Source organism: Mycoplasma leachii PG50, assembly GCF_000183365.1.
Lineage (GTDB): Bacteria > Bacillota_I > Bacilli_A > Mycoplasmatales > Mycoplasmataceae > Mycoplasma > Mycoplasma leachii.
In genome coordinates, this window is the sequence record NC_014751.1 from 109,348 (window position 1) to 131,504 (window position 22,157).

A 22,157-nucleotide genomic window follows, 5' to 3' on the forward strand; every position below is an offset into this window, starting at 1 on the left:
AATGATAATTGGTATTTATGGAAAAATTGGATCTGGTAAAACTTATATTTCAAATAAATTTATAAATTTTCATCCTGAATTTAAAATAATTAACGCAGATGATGTAAGTAAAAAAATATTAGAAAATCAAGAAATTAAATCTAAATTATTTGAAATTGATAATAACATCATTAGAGATGATAAAGTAGATAAAAAATATTTAAGAAAAACACTATTTACAAATAAAAAATTAAAGCAACAAGTTGATAGCTTATTATGACCACTAATTAGTAAACAAATCCAAAAAGAAATCAAAAACAATCCAAATACTAATTACATTATTGAAGCTGCTTTATTATTTGAATTAAACTTAACTAATTTAGATTTAATTGTTAAAGTTAAATCTAGTTTATTAAAATCTATTTTTAGAGTTTTAAAAAGAGATAAAACTAATATAAGAGATATTTTAAGAATTAGAAGAAGTCAAAATAAATCAATTAAAAGAAAAAAACCCGATTTAGCTATTAGTGATTTTTATCAATTAGAGTTTTATATACAAAAAAATAGGTTATTAGAATAACCTATTTTTTTAATTCTTTTCAAGCTATATTTACTAGTTGATTAATTTGTTCTTCTTTTCAGATTTTATAATTATTTTCTTTTTTAATAATATAAGCTAAATATTCAATGTTTTGTTTTTTATTTCCTAAAATTGGAGAATAATCTAAATTAATTACATCAAAACTGTTGTTATTTGCATAACTAATTACTTTTAAAATTGCTTGTTTATGATCTAATTTAGAATTAATTCTTCCATTTTTAATATTTTGTGGTTGAGATTCAAATTGAGGTTTTATTAAAAATACTCCAATTGTATTAAATTCAACTATATCTTTTAAAGGTATAAAAATTTTTTCTAAAGAAATAAAACTTACATCACAACAAATAAAATTAATATTTTCTAAAAATTCTTGTTTTTTAGCGTTTTTAAAATTATATTGACTCATATTAATAACTTTTTTGTTATTTAAAAGTGATGGATGTAATTGATCTGTTCCAACATCAACTGCATAAACTAATTTAGCATTATTTTCTAAACAACATTGAGTAAACCCACCAGTTGAAGCTCCAATGTCTAAACAAACTTTATTAGTCAGATCGATATTTCATTTATTTATAGCTTTTTCTAGTTTTTCATAAGCTCTTGAAACATATTCTAATTTTGTTGTTCTAATTTCAACAACATCATTATTATTAACTAAAAAACTAGGTTTTATAATATTTATATTATTAACATAAACATCCCTTTTGTTAACAATATGTTCTTTTGCTTTACTTCTTGATTGTGTTAAATTGTTTTTATAAATATATTCATCTAATCTTAATTTCATTAGTCTTTAAATTCTTCTAACTCATCATCTTGCATTACTTTATTAATTTGACCTTTATATTGAGTTAATTTTTCTTTTGCTAGTTTAATTTTTTTAATGTTTTGTTCAAAAATTTCCATAGCTTGTTCAACTGAAATTTCATTACTTGATAGTTTTTTAGTATCTTCTTTAATTTCAGAAATTAGTTCATCATAACTTTTATTTTCATTATTCATTAATCTTTACCTCTTTTATAGTTACTACTAGTTTACTATCAGATAGAAAAACTTTTAGATCTTCATTTATTTTTACTTGTTTGTATGATGTTATTTTTTGATCATTTAAATTAGTAATTATACTAAAACCATTTTTTAAAGGTTTTAAAGGGTTTAGTAAATTAACTTGCTTTTCAAGTGAAATAAAACTTAATTCTTCAAATTTTATTTTTTGGCTAATTAAACCTTTAAAACTAGATATTGCAAAATTAAAATCAGTAATTTGTTTTTTTAAATAATCAGATATTTTTTGCTTATTTATACTTAAATAACTATTAATTTCTTTATTTTGTAAAATTATAATTTTTTTAATTGATTCAAAAACAAAATGCTTATTATCATCTAATTTATCAATTAATGAAGTTATTTTATTTTTAACTAAGTTTGGATTATAAATACTTAATTGTTTAAGTTCTAAATATTGATTAGATAAATAATTATTTATGAATTTAATTTGATTTTCTTTAAAATTAATTAACTCTTGATTGGTTAATTTTAATTTATTTCATATTAAAGTTTTACTTGTTTGATAATAATGTTTTAATCTATTTTTAATTTCATTAATATCTTTACTTACAAGTTCTCCTGCAGCAGTTGGAGTTGCTGCTCTAATGTCAGCTACAAAATCTGATAGAACAACATCAGGTTCATGACCCACAGCACTAATTATAGGAATTTTACTATCTTTAATCGCTTGTAATAGCACAAGTTCATTAAAAGCTCAAAGATCTTCATAACTTCCCCCGCCTCTTCCAACTATTAAAACATCTAATTTAACTTTAAAATCATTAGCTTGTTTTATTTTATTTGCAATATCTATTTCAGATTGAGCACCTTGAACTTGAGCTGGAAATAAATAAATATTAATTAAAGGTAGTCTTCTATGAATTGTTGTAATTAAGTCATGAATTGCAGCTCCAGAACTAGCTGTAATAATTCCAACATTTTTTATAAATTCAGGAAGTGGTTTTTTTAGACTTTGATCAAATCATCCTGCTTGTTTTAGATCTTTATATCTTTGTTCATAAATTTTTTGTAGATCACCAATGCCATAAATTTGAATATCTTTTACTTCAAAACTAACTCTTCCTGTTGGTATATAATAAGTTAATCTTCCATGACAAATTATTTGCACACCATCTTCTAAATTCAAAGATTCTAATTTTTGTGTATTAGATTTTCACATCATACAATTAATTGCAGCATTTTGATCTTTTATTGAAAAATAAACGTGTCCTGATTTATTAAAAGTTAAATTAGACAATTCACCTTTTACATAAATATTTTTAAAATAATCTGGCTCTTCTATAAAAGTTTTTAAGCTTTCATTTAACTGTTGAACTGATAAAATCGTTTTCATTTTATTTAATTATTTTATCTAATACTGCATTAACAAACTTGTAATCAAAATCAGGTTCAATTTCTTTTACATAATTAACCATTTCATTAATAGTAACTGGTTTTGGAGTATCTGTATATAAAATTTCATATGTTCCAACTATCAAAATAGCTCTAATAACAGCAGGAATTCTATCTCATTTTCAATTTAAAGAAATATTTATGTTTATATGATTAATAAGATCAACTTGCTTTTCAGCAATAAGATTAATTTCAAAAAGTAATTTTTTATTATTGAAATTTTGAACATCATCTAATACATCTTGATAAATATAATCTATACTAGCATTTAATAATTGATATTTATAAAAGGCTTGGATCAGTAGTTTTCTTTTTTTAGAAAAACTTATTTTAGTTTCCATATTTTCTCCTTTTATCTAGTGGTAGCTGAACTTGTAGTAGTTGATGAAGATGATGAATTTGTTGGTGAAGATTTGATTATTTTTGTAATTATTTTTTTATCATTACTATTGTTTTTAATATCATCTTTATCAAATTCAAAATCCTTAAAAACATCTATAAAGTCTATTTTGTTAAATTCTGATGAAAATACTTTTGATAATCTTGTGTATAAATCGTCTTTTTTATTTTTAGTTATATATTCATAAATTTGCTTGCTTCTAGTTTTATATGAAAAATTAGGATTTGTTAAAACTACACCAGACTCAGAATTAAAATATTTAACTGCATTAGCTAAATATGATGATAGATCTTTTATTATATTGTTAAAAAATTCAGTTTCTTTTAAACTATTATTCTTTTGAGCAGTATTTTCTTTAGAATTGTTTAAAAGGTTAGGAATAAGATAAAAATATTTTCTTAAAACTTCAACAATGCTTTTTTGATTTGCTAACTTAAGATTTTCTGGTTTTTCTAAGTGTTCTAAATAAAGAACACCATCTTTTACAATTTGATTATTGCTATTAATCTCAGATAATAATTCAACTTCTAGTTTTTCACTTTCTTTATTATTATCTTTAAATACTAAAAATATAGTTTTAAGATCTTTTTCTAATTTATCAACTGTTTCTTTTTTAATTTCTTCATATCCTAAAACATTTATAGCAGTAGGTTCAACTTTTTTATAAAAAGTCATTCTAACTTTTTTTAAACTCTCTCAAGCTTGTTGTTTGTTTTTAGTAAAGCTATCAGCAGCTAAAGCTTTTAGTCTATTTGTTGCATAGTTTTTATGATTAGTTTGAACCCCACTTGTAGTTGTTCCACTATTATTTACCCCATTTGTTGTTGTAGTTTCACTAACTATTTCCTTTAGTTCATTTCTACTTATAAATGCTTGGTTGTTTTTAAAAGCTTTAGTATTTTTTATTGATGTTATGTCAGAAAAACTATTATTAATTTGAACTTTTGGTGAACAACTTATAGCAAATAAACTAGGACTAATAACTAATGAAAAACCTGTTATTATTGATAATAATTTCTTCATATAATCCCTTTCTAATTAAATTAGAACTATAACCTATTTGTAAATGTCTTATTTAATAAATCTTCAATTTCTATTTTATAAGGAGCTTTTTTGTCTATATAAGGTGTTTCTAATATTTTTGAAATATTAGAAAAATCTTTATCAAAAACCACGTTAACTAATGTATCAAAACCAACATAACCATAACCAATATTTGCATGTCTATCTTTATGTGAGCTAATCATATTTTTTGAATCATTTAAGTGAATACATAAAACTTTATCTAAACTAAAATTTTGTTTGATTTGTTCTTTAAACTTAGTTCATTTACTTAAATCATAACCAGCATCATGTAAGTGACAAGTATCTAAACAAACTCCAACCTTATCTTTATTTTTAACATTATCTAAAATGTATTTAAAATCTTCTAATCTAGAACAAACTTCAGTACCTTTACCACTCATAGTTTCTAAAGCAATTTTTACATTAACTTGATAATTACTTACTATATCTAAAGCTTTAATGATTTGATTTAATGAATCTTTATAATTTCCAGTAGTATGAGAACCAGGGTGTAATACTAAAGTTGGTATTTTAATTTCTTCACATCTTTTAATTTCTTGAATTAAAAAATCTACAGCAAATTTTCACTTGTTTTGATCAACACTATTTGCAATATTAATAATATAAGGAGCATGTACTACTAGATCTTTTGCATCAATTTTATAACTATTCATTAATTCATGCATTTGATTAATATATAAATGATTAGTATTAGTTCTTAGTGTGCTTTGTGGAGGGCCTGTAAAGATCATAAAAGTATTTGCTTTATAACTAATAGCTTCATTAACACTTCCAACTAAATAATTATTTTGTTTATTCATACTAACATGACAACCTAGTAAAATTTTATCCATTATATTTCTCCAATCTTTTTAAACACTCTTTTTTGTCATTATTTAATAATGTTTTTAATTGCTCTAAACTATTTATTTTTTGATTGTCTCTTATATAATCTAGTAATTCAAAAGTAATTTTACTATTGTAAATATCATTACTAAAGTTAAATATATAAGTTTCAAAAACTTTTAAATTATTTCTATTTATTCAATGATCACCCATACCAAATTGTATATTTTTATCATCTATTATTACTTTTACTAAATAAACACCATTTTTAATTACTAAACTGTCATTAGTTAAAATGTTTGCTGTTGGAAAATTAATAGTTCTTCCTAAATGATTACAATGAGTTACAATTCCACTAAATGTATAATTAAAACCCGCTATGTTATAAAAACTATTTATATCAGCATTAATTAAAGCTTGTTTTGCATTATTAATATCTGTTAAATCATCTTCTATATAAGTATTAGGAAAAATATTTTCAATATTATTCATTTTTTTAAAACTTTTTGTAATATAAACTTTTGTGAATTGATATTTATTAATTAATCAAGTAAAATCTCAATTATTTAAATCAATAAACTGATATTTTTGATCTTTAAATATTTTTAATTGATAATCTGAACAAATATAATCAAAATCATTTTTATTTAAACTATATCCAAAAATAATTAGTTGATTTTTATTAAATTTATTTAAAAGTTTAGCAGTTAAATACTTAAAATCACAAAACAAAGCGATAAACTGACTATTCATTTTTTATCTCCTATTTATAATTTTAAAGTATAAAATAAAAAAGACTTAAAAGTCTTTTTTTGTGTTATCAAAAATGGTGCCTGATGTGGGAATCGAACCCACAACCCACTGATTAAGAGTCAGTTGCTCTGCCAGTTGCGCTAATCAGACATATAAATAAATTATATAATACATTTTTAAAATATAATTTTAATTAAAAATAATTAGTTTTGTTTTTATACTAATTTATTAGTCAATTTGTTTTTATTTAATTCAGACTTTAAAATGCAAATAGCAAGTAATGTAAAAAAATAATTTAGATTTTTTTTTTTTTTTAAAAAAAGATATTGTAAAATTAATTAGAATTATTTTTGTAGTTGTATAGACCAGAGGCAAAAAAGAATCGAGGATAAATATATGAAAAAGAATTCAAGCGTTTATAGTTTGATTATTGGTTTTTGAACAATATGTAACTGTCTTATTATTGCTTCTGTAGCAACTAGTTCAGTAATGCTTTTTATAAGACAAAGCGATTTAAAGCTATACAATAAGATTCTTATAATGATTGTTTTGTGAATTAACTCGATAATTCTTTCTTATTTTTGATTAAATAGTATTAAAGATTTTGTGTATTCTTTAATTTTTATAATTAGAAAAAAATCAATATTAAAAAAATATGATCCTATAGTTAAATCTGTTTTAACTGAGGAATTTAAAAATAAAAAAGTTGTGTTTTTATATTGTACTTGTGATGATTTTGACCCAAATGCTTTAAAAAAATCTATGTTTCAAGATCATATAAATTATGAAATTGTAATATTAGATGATAGTACTAAACTAGAATATATTTCTAAAATAGATGAGTTTAGTAAAAAACATAATATAAAAGTAATAAGAAGAAAAAACAGAGAAGGTTTTAAAGCAGGTAATCTAAATAACTATTTAAAAAATAATGATTATGATTATTTTGTTGTTTTAGATAGTGATGAAATATTACCAAATAACTTTATTTCTGAATCCTTAAAATACTTTCAATATGATCAAAATATTGGTGTTGTACAAGCAGTACATTTAGCTGCAAAGCCAAACAATTTTTATCAATATTTATTAGGATTATCAATCGATAGTAATTCTTTAGTGACTCAAGTAATGAAAAATTTTTATGGTTCAAATTCATTACTAGGACATGGGATGATGATTAGTAAAGAATGTTATAAAAAAACTAATGGATTTCCACATATTGTAGCTGAAGATATTGCCTTTGCTATTGAAGTAAAAGATGCTGGTTATAAAATAGCATATGCTTTTAATATATTTTGTAAAGAAGAATTTCCAAATGATTATATTTCTTTAAAAAAAAGACAGTGCAAGTGAACTCAAGGTAATGTTGAGTATATGAAAAAATATTCTAAAAATATTAAAAAATCATCATATAAATGATATGAAAAATTAGATATTAAATTATCTCACTATTCTTTACCTATTGTTCCTATGTTTAGTTTGATACTAATTATTAATACATCATTGTTAGGATTTTTAGAATATAGAATAGATCCATACAGAATCGCTTTATTATCAATGTCTTTATTATTTTTAATATCTCCAGTTATTCCAAATTTCTTTGTTTATGCAAAATCTAAAAAAATCTTTTTTGTAATTCCTTTTTTTATTGTTTCAATTATTAACTACACTAGTCTAACACCTATGATGATAAGAACTGTTATTCTTGGTTTTTTTAATAAAAAAGCAGTGTTTTTAGTAACACCAAAAGATAAAAATAAAATACCACTAAGATATGTGATATTGCATTCAATTGAACCATTGATATTTTCATTTTGTATATCACTTTTAATTTACTTTTCATGAGGAACGGTTGTACCTACTTTAATAATTACTGTTCCTTTAGCATTAACACCATTTATTATTGTTTTATCTAATTTTAAAATGAATGATAAAGAAGAAAAATTAAGTAAAACTAAAAGGAGCTTTTAACTATGAAAATAAGAAAAGCCATCATTCCTTGCGCTGGATTTGGTACTAGATTTTTACCTTTTACTAAATCACAAGCAAAAGAAATGCTACCTATAATAGATAAACCTGCTATAGAATTTATTGTTCAAGAAGCAATAAATAGTGGAATTGAAGAAATTTTAATTATAATACGTGCTGGAAAAAATCACATAGTCAACCATTTTAGTAGAAATATTGAATTAGAATACTTTTTAACAGAAAAAAATAAGATAAGTGAATTACAACTAATAAGTGAAAAATATAACGCAACAATTTATTATCTAATTCAAGAAGAACAACTTGGTTTAGGACATGCTATTTCTTTAGCAAAAGATTTTATAAAAGATGAACCATTTGCTGTGTTGTTAGGTGATGATTTATTTAAATGTAAAACCCCAGCTATTAAACAATTAATAGATATTTATGATAGGTATCATCAAAATGTTCTTGGTACTATTTATATTGATAAACAAAATAGTAAAAAATATGGAATTTGTCAAGGTAATCAAATTTCAGAAGATGTTTATAAAGTTGATTTAGTTGTTGAAAAGCCAGAACCAGAAAATTCTCCAAGTAATATTGCAATTGGTGGTAGATATGTTTTATTACCTGAAATATTTAAATATTTAGATATGAAAATAAAAGATAAAAGTGGTGAAATCCAACTAACTGATTCAATTTTAAAAACAATGGATGAATCTGAATGTTATGCTAAGATAATTGATGGTTCAAGATATGATATTGGAAATAAACTAGGTTATCTTGATGCTATTTTAGATTTTGGTTTAGAAAGAGAAGATTTGAAAGAAGAGTTTTTAGATTTAATAAAAACTAAAGTTGAAAAAACATCATCAAACAACTAGTTATACTAAACTAATTTAGGTGCTTATTTAAGTACCTTTTTTCTTTATTAATATTAATTAGTAATTTAATTAATCATTTTTTACATAAAAAATGTATAATAATTCTTAGGCGATTTTTATTGTGGGAGAACTTTATTTTTATAATTCATATGAACCACAGCGGATAAAAAACGACCTTAAAAAAATAAGGAGAACAAATTCGTGGCTAAAAAAATCACACGTATAGCTAAATTAGAATTCATGGCTATGCAAGCAAAACCCGGTGCAGAGTTAGCTTCACTAGGAATTAATATGCCTGCATTTACAAGAGAATTTAATGATGCTACTAAAGATAGAGCAGGAGATGTAGTTCCTGTTGTTATTACTGCATATGATGACAAATCATTTGATTTTGTTTTAAAAACTACTCCAGCTGCATATATGTTAAAAAAAGTTGCAAAGATTGAAAAAGGAGCAAGTAATTCTAAAACTCAAACTGTTGCAACTGTTACATTAGATGATATTAGATCTATTGCTGAATATAAAATGCCTGATTTAAATGCAAATAATATTGAAGCAGCTATGAAACAAATTATAGGAACAGCTAAAAATATGGGGATTAAAGTTACAGGTATGGAGGACTTTAAATAATGGCTAAAATCAGTAAAAGATTCAAAGAAGCTTTAAGTAAAGTTGAAAAAAATAAAGTTTATCCATTGAATGAAGCTTTAGATTTAGCAAAACAAACTTCTACAACTAAATTTGATTCAACAGTTGAAGTTGCATTTAATCTAAATATTGACCCAAGAAAAGCTGATCAACAAATTCGTGGTGCTGTGGTTTTACCTGCAGGAACTGGAAAAACTCAAAGAGTTTTAGTTTTAACTAATACTAAAACTAAAGAAGCTGAACAAGCAAAAGCTGATATTGTTGGTGGAGAAGAATTAATTAACAGAATTAAAAATGAAAATTGATTTGATTTTGATATTATTGTTGCTACTCCAGAAATGATGGCAAAATTAGGAGCAATCGGTAAAATTTTAGGTCCTAAAGGATTAATGCCAAATCCAAAAACTGGAACTGTAACTATTGATGTTGCTAAAGCAGTTGATGATATTAAAAAAGGAAAAGTTGAATATCGTGCTGATAAAGAAGGAAATATTCATTTAATTATTGGTAAAGTTTCATTTGAATCTGAAAAATTAGAAGAAAATTTTAAAGCTGTTATTGATGAAATTAGAAGAGTTAAACCTCAAACTGTAAAAGGTGATTACATCAAAAACATAACTTTATCAACAACAATGGGTCCTGGTATCAAAGTTCAATTTTAATAATAAAACAACTCATATATGTAAACTAGGACAAAATATTTGGACAAATAATTATGTTTATTCAAATATTTTGTCCTAGTTTTATAAGGGTGTGTTTTAAATATAACTAATGTGTCTAGTATATTTAGATAAACGATTTCGTTTAATCAAGATTTATCTAAATAAAATAATCTAGTATTATTTTTATTTATATTATTTAGCTATATAACTTTCTATAAATCTTATAAGTGTTTAATTAATCTATTATTAAGTTTTCTTAATATTTTTATGAAATACTTATAATGTTTTTCTTTACTTTTTTAGTAGCTATATAATTTTTGTGATTTACAAATGTATAAAAAATCTAAGGGCGTGATACTATGAAATTCTTATTGAAATTATTATCAATTGTTGGATCTAGTTCACTTGGTCTTACAACTTTATCAACAAATTATATTTGAAAACAAAATAATGCTAATTTCTCATCAAATAATACAAATACACCAACTAATAATGCTTCAGATAAAAACAAATATGATGAATCTAATGACATAAATCATCAAGATTTAATAGATAACGATTCTAAAAATGATACTCAAGCAACACCATCTAGTGATGGTATTAATAAACCAACATATAACCAACCACCAATTAATGTAATTCATCCACAACAACATATAGAGCCATTTTTACCTTCAAATAATGATTTTCAAACAGTTAAGGACAAGATTCTAGATACTAAAAAAACTACTTATAATTACTACTCACATCCTAATTTCAAAATTATAGGTAATGACGCACCACTAAACTCTAAGACTCAAAATAAATTACATTTAAAACTTGTTGATCAAAACAATGAAGTAGTTCAGGGTGTTAATTGATATCTTAAAGACAACTATTCACCACAAGAAGTTTATAAATCTAACACTGACTATGAAGGTAGAGTGCTCCAACTAGATGATGACGGAACACTAACTGGTCTTAAATTTAACTCACCCGATACTAAAAATATTGAGATATGAGCTGAACACAAGGGTTATTTATTTAGAAATGTAGTTACTGTTTTAAGTGAATTTACTTCAACAGCAAAAGAACAAGAACAAATAGCTTTAGATGAAGTTAAAAAAATTACACAAGGTTGGGAAAAATATTCTGATTATGAAAAAATACTAAAAACTTATCAATGGATTACTAAAAATATTAATTATGTAGAACGATTTGATTCTTTTTCTGCTGACCAAACTGCTTATGCAGGAATTATTGAAAAAGAGGCAGTATGTACAGGTTATACTATGTCATTTAAGATGTTTATGGATCACTTAGGAATCCCTAACAAGGCAATTGAAGGTGTTGTCGGAGGTGTTAAGCATATTTGAAACCTTGTTGAGTTAGATGATGGTTGATACCATATTGATTCAACATGAGGAAGAGTGCAAGGAAAAGACAAAATTGGTTTAACTAATTACAATTGATTCTTATTAAATAATGATGATTTTGGATCTGGAAGAGAATTTATTCATCCAACCCAAAATATGGGAACTAAATATCGTTTTAGTAAAGCCAGAAATTTTATCACTAGTTTAAAAAACGTTGAGAAAATTATTGAAAAATCTAGGCTTGAAAATCCAGATTCAAAGGTTATATCATTCCAATATTATGGCAACTCTATTAAAATAGAAGAACTTAAAAAATTTATTACAGATAATTTAAATTTGCAAATTCAACGAGATAAAACAGAAATTAATCGTAATTTAAATAGAGTTACTTTTGAATTTAAAAATAATATAAAACCAATTGGTCAAAACCAAATGCAACTAACTGTTACAGCTGAACAAAATAGATTAAAAATAGAAGGTCTTAAAGATGGTGTAACATTAGATGCTAATAATTTTGATATAGCTGGTGCTTTTATTAGAAAAATTGAAAACAATTCAAATGCTACATACGTTCAATTAGGAAACTTTAATGAAATAGGTATTGCTAAAGTTAAAGCATCTATATTCAAAAACGGATATAACTTTGATGTAAAAGAAAAAGAATTTAATTTTAATGTATCTAGAAACAACAAACCAAATGCATACTTAGAAGGTGTCGATAATGAATCAGTGGTTCTAAAAGGTGTAAATAATACAATCCAATATCGTTTATTATATGATGAATGAAAAGATGTTGGAGATAGAACAGAAATTAAATTAGATAATGTTGGTGCAAAATTTATATCAGTACGTGTTAAACCAACAGATGCAAAAGAAGCTTCTGAAGTTCAAGTTATTCACACAACTAAACCAGCAGATTTAGATATAAAAGTTAAATATTATAATGGAGATATTATTGGTGTGGATCCATCAATGCAGTATTGTATAGTGGGTACTAATAACTGAGTAGACATTATAGGAATTAAAATAGAAAAACCATCTCGTGGAAGTTATGAAATAAGGGTGAAACCTCAAAAAAATTCACTAGCTTCTGATTCTAAAATAATAACAATTAATTAGTAATTATAAAACTTTATATACTTAAAATCTTCTAACAGCAAATTTAATTTTGCATAAATTAAAATTTTATTGTTTTTTCAAACTAGTTCATAGTATAAAAAACTCCCCCAAATCCCATATTCCAGACTAAAAATCCAGGAAATGGGGTTTTTATATGTCCAAATTAGATTTAGAAAAAAAGTTAAAAATTGTTAAAGAAGCTAAAAAACTTAATGTAAAAAGGAGCACTTATTTAGCAAATAAGTATAATATTTCAGATTGAACTGTAAAAAATTTAGTTAATAGATTTGAAGCATTCGGAATCGAAGGACTTATTAATAAGGATAAAAAATCTTATTATAGTCCAAAATCAAAACTCAAAATTGTATTATATAAACTTAAAACTAATCAGTCTTATGATGAAATTGCAAGAAAATTTAATATTGTTTATTCATCAACTATAGCTGGATGATTTAAAAAGTATAAAGAATATGGATTTTTAAGGTTAAATAATAATATAGGAAGACCTAAGAAAAATATGAAAAACCCTAATAAAAAACTAACTAAAATAAAGAAATCTCAAGTAGAAATTAACAATGAACAACAGATTAAGGAATTAAAAGAACAAGTTGAATACTATAAGTTGGAGGCTGAATTCTGAAAAAGGTTCCACACCTTGCTGACAAAACAAAAATCAACAAGGAAAAAACAAAAGTAGTTTTAAAAATGTTAAAAATCTATAAAAATGTCAAAGTTTGTGTTTTATTAAAAATAGCTCAATTGCCTAAATCCTCTTTTTATGAATGAAAATATAAATTAGAAAATCCAATAGACAAAGATAAAGAATTAAAGAAAATGATTATTGATATTTTCTACAAATCATTTGAAAGATATGACTATAGAAGGCTAAAAATGGCCTTAAAATCAAAAAAGATATATTGTAAATCATAAGAAAATTTTAAGGTTAACTAAAGAACTTGGCATTCAATGCATTAAATTTAGAACAAAAAATAGACAATATAGTTCTTATAAGGGAACTGTTGGAAAAATTGCTGATAATGTTTTAAAAAGAAATTTTTACTCACCAGAAGCAAATAGAGTTTGATGTACTGATGTAACAGAGTTTAGGGTTAATGATCAAAAGCTATATTTATCACCAATCATTGATCTTTATAATGGTGAAATTGTCTCATATTCAATTCATACAAGTCCTAATTTAAACTTAACTAATTCTATGTTGAGAAAAGCACTTAGAAAAGTTAAAAATACTAATGGTTTGATAGTTCATTCTGATCAAGGATTTCATTATCAACATATTAGCTGAGTTAAAACACTAGAAGAAAATAACATAACTCAAAGTATGTCTAGAAAAGGTAATTGTTTAGATAATGCTATAATAGAAAATTTTTTTGATCTGTTAAAACAAGAAATTTATTATGGTGAAAAATACAATTCAATACAAGAATTAATTAGATCAATACACAAATATATTTATTGATTCAATAACATAAAAATAAAAGAAAAATTAAAAGGATTGTCTGCTGTACAATTCAGAAAACAATCCTGTTATGATATTGAAAATTTTTAGTCTGTGTTTATGGTAGCAGGGGGAATTGCTAGTTTTAATTAAAAAAAAATATGTATTTAATAGTTATTTATCATAATGTTCTAAACAGCACCTGTTTCAAAAATATATTGACATTATATATATATATATATATATATATATATAATGTGTCTTATAAAAAGATAAACAACCAATTGTAAAGGATATTATATGAAAAAATTATTAACAATATTAGGATCTGTTGGTTTAGTTGCAACAACTAGTGCTGCAGTAATTGCTTGTGGTGATAAAACTTTGCAAAAAACTCCAGATACTAAACCTACTGAAGAAACTAAAAAAGAAGATAAAAAAGATAAAAATAATGAAGAAAATCAAAAAAATGAATCAAAACCAATAAATACTGAAAATGATAAAAAGAATTCTGAGGTCATAAAAGCTATTGTAAAAAAACAAGAAGACGCATTTGCAACGTTTCACACTCGTAAAGACTTCTTAGACCAAATAAAAGTTTTTGCTAAAGAAAAAGGAATTGAAAACTTAGAACTGGCAAATAAAAATGAAAATAAAACTTTTAAAGAGGGTGAAAATATCCCAGAAAATAATGTTAAATTACGTTTAGGGACTCATGAATTCGAAGTACAACTGGGAAAAGTTTTAATGGATAGAGTGGCTACAAAATATTATATTGAAAATGATAAAGGAAATATCATTACAGATCAAGATGACCAGTTTTCAAATCTAAATAATAAAGTAGTTATTACTCAAATAGGTTATTCATCAAAACCGAGAGATGAATATTCTAATAATGGTGAAAAAGTAATAGAAATACATAAAATGCCAGGAAATACAATAGAAGTTCCAGAACATCTACCTTTGAAAATTAAAAGTCTAAAAAATGCATTTAGAGGCTTTAAATTAGAAAAAGTTTTAAACTTAGATAAATGAGATGTTTCTAATGTAGAATTAATGGATGAAATGTTTTAAGATGCAACAAATTTTGATCAAGACATATCAAATTGAAATACTGAAAATGTAAAAAGTATGGCAGGTTTATTTGCTGGTGCAGAAAATTTTAACCAATCTCTTAATTCGTGAAATGTATCTAAAGTAGCTCAAATGTCTTATATGTTTCATGAAGCGAAGAAATTTAACCAACATTTAGATAAATGAAATGTTTCTAGTGTAATAGATATGGAATCAATGTTTCTAGGTGCAGAATCTTTTAATGGAAAAATAGACAACTGAAACGTTCAGAATGTTAATAGATTAGGTGAAATGTTTCTTTCTGCGGTTAAATTTTCACAAAACTTGTCAAAATGAAAAATTAAAGAGAATGTATTCAAAAATTCAAGTAATATTTTCGATAAGACATATGGATACAAAAAAGAAGTATCAGAAGCTTGAGAAAGAAATAAATAAAGAATTCCAGAAATATGTTCTATATATAGAAGACAGGATGAAACCATTATCTCGTCTTTTTTTTGAATATTTTTCCAAAATTTTTAGTCCGTGTTTATGGTAGCGGGGGGATATGAGTTGTTTTTTTGTAAATAAATATAAACATATTAAAAATAAATGATATTATTATATTGCTATTAATACCTAAGACAGTAACGGGGTTATTCCCTTAATTATGTTACCGAGGAAAAGACTTGTTTTAAAAAACATTTTTTTGTTTTGTCCTTGGTTTAGTGTTACTAGCCAAGGTTTTTATTTTATTTAATAAAGGAGGAGTATAAATGTCAAATTCAAGACCTGCTCATGCACGTAAAGCTGAAATAGTTGCTGAAATTGTTTCAAAAATTAAGAGTGCTCAAGGTGTTGCAATTGCTGAATACAAGCATTTAACAGTTGCTAAAATGACTGAATTAAGAGTTCAAGCCTTAAATCAAAATATTGATATTAAGGTTTATAAAGATTCACTTGTAAGAAGAGCTGCTGAAGAATTAGGTTTAGTTGATTTAATTCCATTTTTAACTCAGCAAAATGTATTTATTTTTTCAAATGAAGATTCAATTTCCGCAGCTAAATTAGTTGCAAATTTTGCTAAAAAAAATGAAGCTCTTAAATTAAAAGCTGGTATTTATGAAGGAAAAGTTGTTGATACTGTTGGAATCAATGAAGTTGCTTCATTACCATCAAAAGAAGAACTATACTCAATGTTTGCTTCAAGCTTACTATACCCATTGAGAAAAGTTATGGCTGCTATTAACGCAGTTGCTGAAACTAGAAATTAATAAGCTATACAACTATTATGTATTAGTAGCAATATTTTTAAAAAAATATAAAGGAGAATTAATATCATGCCAATTACAAAAGACGAAATTATTAAAGCATTAGAAGAAATGAAATTAAACGAATTAAACGAATTAGTTAAAGCTATTGAAGATCATTTTGGTGTTGTTGCATCAGTTGGTGTAGCTGCTGCTGCTCCAGCAGAAGCTGCAAATGCTGCTCCAACTGAAGTTTCAGTTGTTATGACTTCTGTTGGACAACAAAAAGTTGCAGTTATTAAAGTAGTTAAAGAATTAACTGGTGTTGGTTTAATGGATGCTAAAAAAATGGTTGATGGAACAATGCCTGTAACTATTAAAGAACATGTAAAACCAGAAGAAGCTGAAGAAATGAAAGCTAAATTAGTTGAAGCTGGAGCTTCAATTGATTTAAAATAGTTGAATTTTTAAATAAATTTTAAACTCACCATAATGGGTGAGTTTTTGTGTGTTTAATTGCTTTTTATAGTAAAAAAAAATATAATTAAATAATCGAGTGTAGTTTAGTTGTTAAGAGCTTCTGCTATACTCTATCTTATTTTTTGGTTAAGTATAAAAGGATAAAATTAATGAGTTTTGACTATTTTTTAAATACCAAATTACTTAATAAAATCAATAAAAAATTAGAAAATAATATGTTCAAAACACCACTTTTTTATTCAACAAAACAAAAATTAACTTTTAATTTTGTTGATAAAGTATCTAAAGATCGATTTTTAAGTTATTATACAAAAGCTTTTTATGATGTTTTTTTAGAATCTGATGTTGAAAAAAAACTAAGAATTTATGAACTTGCTTTTTTAGTGATTATAGAAACTAAAACTAATTTAGATTTTTTAACTGTCTTAAAAATTTTTAAAGAAATTAAAAAAGGTAAAAGGCCAACTAATTATTTAGAAAGATTAATTTTTAATGTTATTTATGCTTATGAATATATTAAAAAACCTAAAGTTTTAGTTAATGAAGATAATTTAGAAATGCTAATAAGTATTTTGTTAGTAGGATTAGAATTTGATCTTGATTTAAAAACTAATTATTATAGAACACCAAAAACTAAGACAATAACTTCCAATGCTTTATCTAGCCAATTAATTAGTAAAGAATTAGAAAATTTGTTTAATTATTTAAACTTTTTACAAGTTAATAGTCTTTGTACTTATAGTCAAACCTTTTTATTATTTAGTACTTTGATTATGATTTCACCATTTCAAAAATATAATTTAATATTTATAACTTTATTTAGTCAATGAATTTCATTTCAACATAATAGTTCAAATAAATTAATTATTCCTATTAGTTGATTTTTAAAAAACTTAAATAATTATTTATTAGAATTTAATAATCTTAATACTGATTTTCAAGCTGATAATCTTATAGATCTTTTAAGCAATGATTATTTAAGAAGTATTAATATGTATAACCATGCAAGTTGTGTTTATAAATGAATTATAAAAGATAAAAAAAGGTTGTGAATATTTGAAGATGATGCTAGTTTTATTGTTTTAACTTTATTTTTAGAAAATTCATCAAATTTATCTTTTAATAACATAAAAAGTTTATTAACAATTAATAAAATTAAGTTATTAAATGAAGAACAAATTAAAAATACATTAGATAAGCTAGTGCTTGATAATGTTTTAAAAACAACAAATCATCATGTTGTTAAATATGTATTAGTTGATAAATATTTAGAAAAATCTAAATATTTAGTAAATATGAAAGGACTATACAATGGCTTATAAAATTAGAAAAATCAATCGTAATGTAGAACGTCGTGATTATACTAAAGTATCAATGAATCTTTCTTTGCCAAATTTAATTGGTATTCAAACTGAAACTTTTGAATGATTTAAAACTAAAGGAATTCAAGAAGTTTTAGATGAATTTTTCCCAATTTTATCATTTGATGGATCTAGTGTTTTAACTTTAGAAAATTGAGGTTTTAAAGAACCTAGATTATCTGTTAGACAAGCAAGAGAAGAATCAAAAATTTATGATGCCCCAATTTATGCAAATTTAAAATTATCAGTTAATAAAACTGAAGAAATTCAAAAAGAATTTGATGGTGTTGATCAAGAAGATACTTTAAAAGTTTTAACTCATTGACTAGAAGACAAAACTGGTAATGGTAATATAACATTTAAACAACAATCACAAAATTCTTATTTTTTTGAAATAACTATTAAAAAATCTGAAAAACCAGATCTAATTCAAATTGATATTATTGAAGATAAAAAAACTTCATTGATTTGTAATGTATCTATTTATAAATCAGGTGAAGTGTTTTTAGGTGATTTTCCATTAATGACAGAAGCTGGAACTTTTATTATTAATGGTTCTCAAAAAGTTATTGTATCTCAATTAGTAAGATCTCCAGGAGCTTATTTTAATAAAGAATTAAATCGTAAAACTGGAGAGATGATTTATTTTGCAGACATTATTCCAAGTAGAGGAACTTGATTAGAATACGAAACTGATTCTAAAAAAATTGGAAATGATGCAATTAATCCTTTATATGTAAAAATTGATAAATCAAGAAAAACTACAGCTACTTCTTTATTATTAGCCTTTGGTATTAGTAAAGATGATATTTTAAATATTTTTGATAATGATGAAGTATTAGTTGAAACTTTACAACAAGACTCAATTATTGGTGATTTCAAAATAGATTGATCAAATCAAGTTCAAGAAATTTATAAAAAGATTAGACAAGGTGAAACTGCAACTAGTGAAGGTGCTTCTAAATTTATTAATAGTATTTTATTTAATAAAAGAAAATATGATTTAACTAAAGCTGGAAGATTTAAACTAAAACAAAAACTTTCTATTAAAAACAGAATTTTAAATAGAGTTATAGCTGAAGATATTCTTGATGCTAATAATAATGTATTAATAGCTAAAGGTACTGAAGTTACTAAAAATAATATTCAAAAAATTTCTAATATTTTAGATCAAGATATAATGAGTATTGATTTAAAATATTTATCTGACATTCCAGGAACTAGAAAAGTTCAAAAAATTAGAGTTTATAAAGATAGTGAACTAAAAACTGATACTACTTGTCTAATTGGTTTAACTAGTTCATCTAATGAAGAATTTATAACAGTAGCTGATATTTTATCAACTGTTTCTTATTTATTAAACTTAAAATATAACATTGGTGAAATTGATGATATTGATAATTTAGGAAATAGAAGAGTTAGAACTGTTGGTGAATTATTACAAAATCAATTTAGAATGGGATTAAACCGTATTGATAAAAATGTTAAAGAAAAATTAGCTACAAGTGATTTGTATAAAGTTAAAACTTCAACAATTATCAATGCAAAGCCTTTAACTGCAATTATTGGTGAGTTCTTTAATTTATCACAATTGTCTCAATTTATGGATCAAATTAATCCATTATCAGAATTAACTAATAAACGTAGATTAACAGCTTTAGGACCTGGTGGTTTATCAAGAGATAGAGCAGGATTAGAAGTACGTGACGTTCACCCATCTCATTATGGAAGAATTTGTCCTATTGAAACTCCAGAAGGACCAAATATTGGATTGATTAATAACTTATCAACTTATGCAAGAGTTAATGAATATGGATTTATTACAACTCCATATAGAAAAGTTATTAACGGAATTATTCAAAATGATCAAGTTGAATATTTAACAGCTGATCAAGAAAAAAACTTTATTATTGCTCAATCTAATGTTAATCAAGATGAAAATGGAAAAATTCTAGATGAAATTATAGTTTCACGTTTTAATGGTGATGACTATATGGCTAGAGTTGAAGAAATTCACTATATTGATGTTTCTCCAAAACAAATTGTTTCAGTTGCTACAAGTGGTATTCCATTTTTAGAAAACGATGATGCCAACCGTGCTTTAATGGGTGCTAACATGCAACGTCAAGCAGTACCTTTAATTAAACCAGAATCACCAATTGTTGCTACTGGTATTGAATTTGAAGCAGCACGTGATTCAGGAGAAGCTATTGTTGCAAAAGAAGATGCAATTGTTAAATATGTTGATTCAAAAACAATTATTACTGATGGAGAATCTGGAATTAGAACTTATATTTTATCAGATTATGAAAGATCAAATAATGGAACTTCATTAACTCAATCACCAATTGTTAAAGTTGGAGATGTTGTTAAAAAAGGTGAAATTATTGCTGATGGTCCATCAATGGATCAAGGTGAATTAGCAATTGGTCAAAATGTTGTTGTTGCCTTTTCAACTTATAATGGATACAACTTTGAAGATGCTATTGTTATGAGTGAAAGAATTGTTATAGATGATCGTTTTACTTCAATTCATATTGATGAATATACTTTAGAAGTAAGAAATACAAAACAAGGTCAAGAAGAAGTAACTAGAGAAATTCCTAATATGTCAGAACAAGCTAAAAGACATTTAGATGCCGAAGGAATTGTAGCTATTGGTACTGAAGTAAAAGTTGGAGATGTTTTAGTTGGAAAAGTAACTCCAAAAGGACAAGTTCAACTTTCTCCAGAAGATAAGTTATTACATGCTATATTTGGTGAAAAATCTAGAAATGTTAAAGATAATTCATTAAGAGTTCCAAATGGTGGAGAAGGAATTGTTCAGTCAATTAAACGTTTTAAAGCAAAAAGTGCATCAAATCTTGATGGAATTGAATTACCAGCTGACATTATAGAAGTAATTAAAGTTTATGTTGTTCAAAAACGTAAAATTCAAGAAGGAGATAAAATGTCTGGTCGACATGGAAACAAAGGTATTATTTCAAGAATTTTACCTGTTGAAGACATGCCACATCTAGAAGATGGAACACCAGTTGATATTATCTTAAATCCACAAGGGGTTCCTTCACGTATGAATATTGGTCAAATTTTAGAAATTCATTTAGGAATGGCTGCTAAAAAATTAAATCAAAAAGTTATTACTCCTGTTTTTGAAGGATTAAATGAAAAAGAATTAGAAGAAATAATGATTGAAGCTGGAATGACAAATTATGGTAAAGTTACTTTGATTGATGGTCAAACTGGTGAACCATTTGATAAACCAATTGCAGTTGGAGTTATGTATATGTTAAAACTATCTCACATGGTTGATGATAAAATACATACACGTAACGTTGGTCCTTATTCATTAATTACTCAACAACCATTAGGAGGAAAAGCTCAAAATGGTGGTCAACGTTTTGGAGAAATGGAAGTATGAGCTTTAGAAGCTTATGGAGCTGCTCACACACTACGTGAAATTCTAACAATTAAATCAGATGATATTAAAGGTCGTTCAAAAACTTATGAAGCAATTGTTAGATCAAAAAGAATTCCTGAACCTGGAATTCCAGAATCATTTAATGTTTTATCAAAAGAAATTATGGGTCTAGGATTTAATATGTATATGATTGATGAAACTGGTGAAAAATCAGTAATTAATGCATATGATAAAACAGACTTTGAAGCTGATAATTATGATGATGAAATTCTAATCAAAACTGATAATTTATACATTGATGATCAAGATGTTGATGCTGAATTTGAAGATTTAACTTATGTTGATGAAAATGATATTTTAAAATCATTTAAACTAGATAATGAAGAAGAATAA

Annotated in this window: 19 protein-coding genes, 1 tRNA gene, 1 pseudogene and 1 other annotated feature; of the genes and pseudogenes, 13 read left to right on the plus strand and 8 right to left on the minus strand. The window is 24.6% G+C overall.

The window, feature by feature from the left end; genetic code table 4:
* Window position 1: 1 nt before the first annotated feature.
* Window positions 2-559, plus strand: coding sequence for a dephospho-CoA kinase (coaE, locus tag MSB_RS00465; RefSeq protein WP_013447415.1), 558 nt, complete (start codon window positions 2-4; stop codon window positions 557-559).
* Window position 560: 1 nt separating this feature from the next.
* Here coaE and MSB_RS00470 read toward each other — a convergent pair whose 3' ends face one another.
* The 8 genes from MSB_RS00470 to MSB_RS00505 form a co-directional block, all read right to left on the minus strand.
* Window positions 561-1,370 (minus strand): TlyA family RNA methyltransferase, encoded by an 810-nt coding sequence (locus MSB_RS00470; protein ID WP_013447416.1) that lies wholly within the window; start codon window positions 1,368-1,370, stop codon window positions 561-563.
* Window positions 1,370-1,585, minus strand: coding sequence for an exodeoxyribonuclease VII small subunit (gene xseB, locus MSB_RS00475; RefSeq protein ID WP_011386957.1), 216 nt, complete (start codon window positions 1,583-1,585; stop codon window positions 1,370-1,372). The genes MSB_RS00470 and xseB overlap by 1 nt, the downstream gene beginning before the upstream one ends.
* Window positions 1,578-2,984 (minus strand): exodeoxyribonuclease VII large subunit, encoded by a 1,407-nt coding sequence (xseA, locus tag MSB_RS00480; protein WP_013447417.1) that lies wholly within the window; start codon window positions 2,982-2,984, stop codon window positions 1,578-1,580. Before xseA ends, xseB begins: the two co-directional genes overlap by 8 nt.
* A gap of 1 nt (window position 2,985) precedes the next feature.
* A complete protein-coding gene (gene nusB, locus MSB_RS00485; RefSeq protein WP_013447418.1) occupies window positions 2,986-3,384 on the minus strand; it encodes a transcription antitermination factor NusB in 399 nt (132 codons plus the stop codon).
* Window positions 3,385-3,395: 11 nt separating this feature from the next.
* Window positions 3,396-4,466 (minus strand): lipoprotein, encoded by a 1,071-nt coding sequence (locus tag MSB_RS00490; protein WP_013447419.1) that lies wholly within the window; start codon window positions 4,464-4,466, stop codon window positions 3,396-3,398.
* Window positions 4,467-4,492: 26 nt separating this feature from the next.
* A complete protein-coding gene (locus MSB_RS00495) occupies window positions 4,493-5,362 on the minus strand; it encodes a deoxyribonuclease IV (protein ID WP_013447420.1) in 870 nt (289 codons plus the stop codon).
* Window positions 5,355-6,107, minus strand: coding sequence for a riboflavin kinase (locus MSB_RS00500; protein WP_013447421.1), 753 nt, complete (start codon window positions 6,105-6,107; stop codon window positions 5,355-5,357). The genes MSB_RS00495 and MSB_RS00500 overlap by 8 nt, the downstream gene beginning before the upstream one ends.
* A 74-nt stretch (window positions 6,108-6,181) precedes the next feature.
* A tRNA-Lys gene (locus tag MSB_RS00505) sits at window positions 6,182-6,257 on the minus strand.
* A gap of 246 nt (window positions 6,258-6,503) precedes the next feature.
* Here MSB_RS00505 and MSB_RS00510 point away from each other — a divergent pair.
* The 12 genes and pseudogenes from MSB_RS00510 (at window position 6,504) to rpoB (ending at window position 22,157) form a co-directional block, all read left to right on the plus strand.
* On the plus strand, window positions 6,504-8,078 hold the full coding sequence (locus MSB_RS00510) for a glycosyltransferase (RefSeq protein ID WP_013447422.1): 1,575 nt from the start codon (window positions 6,504-6,506) through the stop codon (window positions 8,076-8,078).
* Between the two features lie 2 nt (window positions 8,079-8,080).
* Window positions 8,081-8,959: a UTP--glucose-1-phosphate uridylyltransferase gene (locus MSB_RS00515; RefSeq protein WP_013447423.1), complete on the plus strand. Its 879-nt coding sequence runs from the start codon at window positions 8,081-8,083 to the stop codon at window positions 8,957-8,959.
* Between the two features lie 201 nt (window positions 8,960-9,160).
* Window positions 9,161-9,589 (plus strand): 50S ribosomal protein L11, encoded by a 429-nt coding sequence (gene rplK / locus MSB_RS00520; protein ID WP_013447424.1) that lies wholly within the window; start codon window positions 9,161-9,163, stop codon window positions 9,587-9,589.
* The gene (rplA, locus tag MSB_RS00525) at window positions 9,589-10,269 is read left to right on the plus strand and encodes a 50S ribosomal protein L1 (RefSeq protein WP_013447425.1); all 681 of its coding nucleotides are present in this window, start codon (window positions 9,589-9,591) and stop codon (window positions 10,267-10,269) included. Before rplK ends, rplA begins: the two co-directional genes overlap by 1 nt.
* A 359-nt stretch (window positions 10,270-10,628) precedes the next feature.
* The gene (locus tag MSB_RS00530; protein ID WP_013447426.1) at window positions 10,629-12,743 is read left to right on the plus strand and encodes an MAG6410 family transglutaminase-related lipoprotein; all 2,115 of its coding nucleotides are present in this window, start codon (window positions 10,629-10,631) and stop codon (window positions 12,741-12,743) included.
* A gap of 154 nt (window positions 12,744-12,897) precedes the next feature.
* Window positions 12,898-14,310 (plus strand): annotated as a pseudogene (locus tag MSB_RS04685) (IS3 family transposase).
* 189 nt (window positions 14,311-14,499) lie between these two features.
* Window positions 14,500-15,273: a lipoprotein gene (locus MSB_RS04865; protein WP_013447430.1), complete on the plus strand. Its 774-nt coding sequence runs from the start codon at window positions 14,500-14,502 to the stop codon at window positions 15,271-15,273.
* 24 nt (window positions 15,274-15,297) lie between these two features.
* A complete protein-coding gene (locus tag MSB_RS00555; RefSeq protein WP_274376977.1) occupies window positions 15,298-15,708 on the plus strand; it encodes a BspA family leucine-rich repeat surface protein in 411 nt (136 codons plus the stop codon).
* Window positions 15,709-15,872: 164 nt separating this feature from the next.
* Window positions 15,873-16,011 (plus strand) — a sequence feature (ribosomal protein L10 leader region).
* Window positions 16,012-16,028: 17 nt separating this feature from the next.
* Entirely contained in the window at window positions 16,029-16,526 is a 498-nt protein-coding gene (gene rplJ / locus MSB_RS00560; protein ID WP_013447432.1) for a 50S ribosomal protein L10, read from the plus strand.
* Window positions 16,527-16,592: 66 nt separating this feature from the next.
* Window positions 16,593-16,961 (plus strand): 50S ribosomal protein L7/L12, encoded by a 369-nt coding sequence (rplL, locus tag MSB_RS00565; RefSeq protein ID WP_013447433.1) that lies wholly within the window; start codon window positions 16,593-16,595, stop codon window positions 16,959-16,961.
* Between the two features lie 170 nt (window positions 16,962-17,131).
* The gene (locus tag MSB_RS00570; RefSeq protein WP_013447434.1) at window positions 17,132-18,304 is read left to right on the plus strand and encodes a hypothetical protein; all 1,173 of its coding nucleotides are present in this window, start codon (window positions 17,132-17,134) and stop codon (window positions 18,302-18,304) included.
* Complete coding sequence (gene rpoB, locus MSB_RS00575) at window positions 18,294-22,157, plus strand: DNA-directed RNA polymerase subunit beta (protein ID WP_013447435.1); 3,864 nt, start codon at window positions 18,294-18,296, stop codon at window positions 22,155-22,157. Before MSB_RS00570 ends, rpoB begins: the two co-directional genes overlap by 11 nt.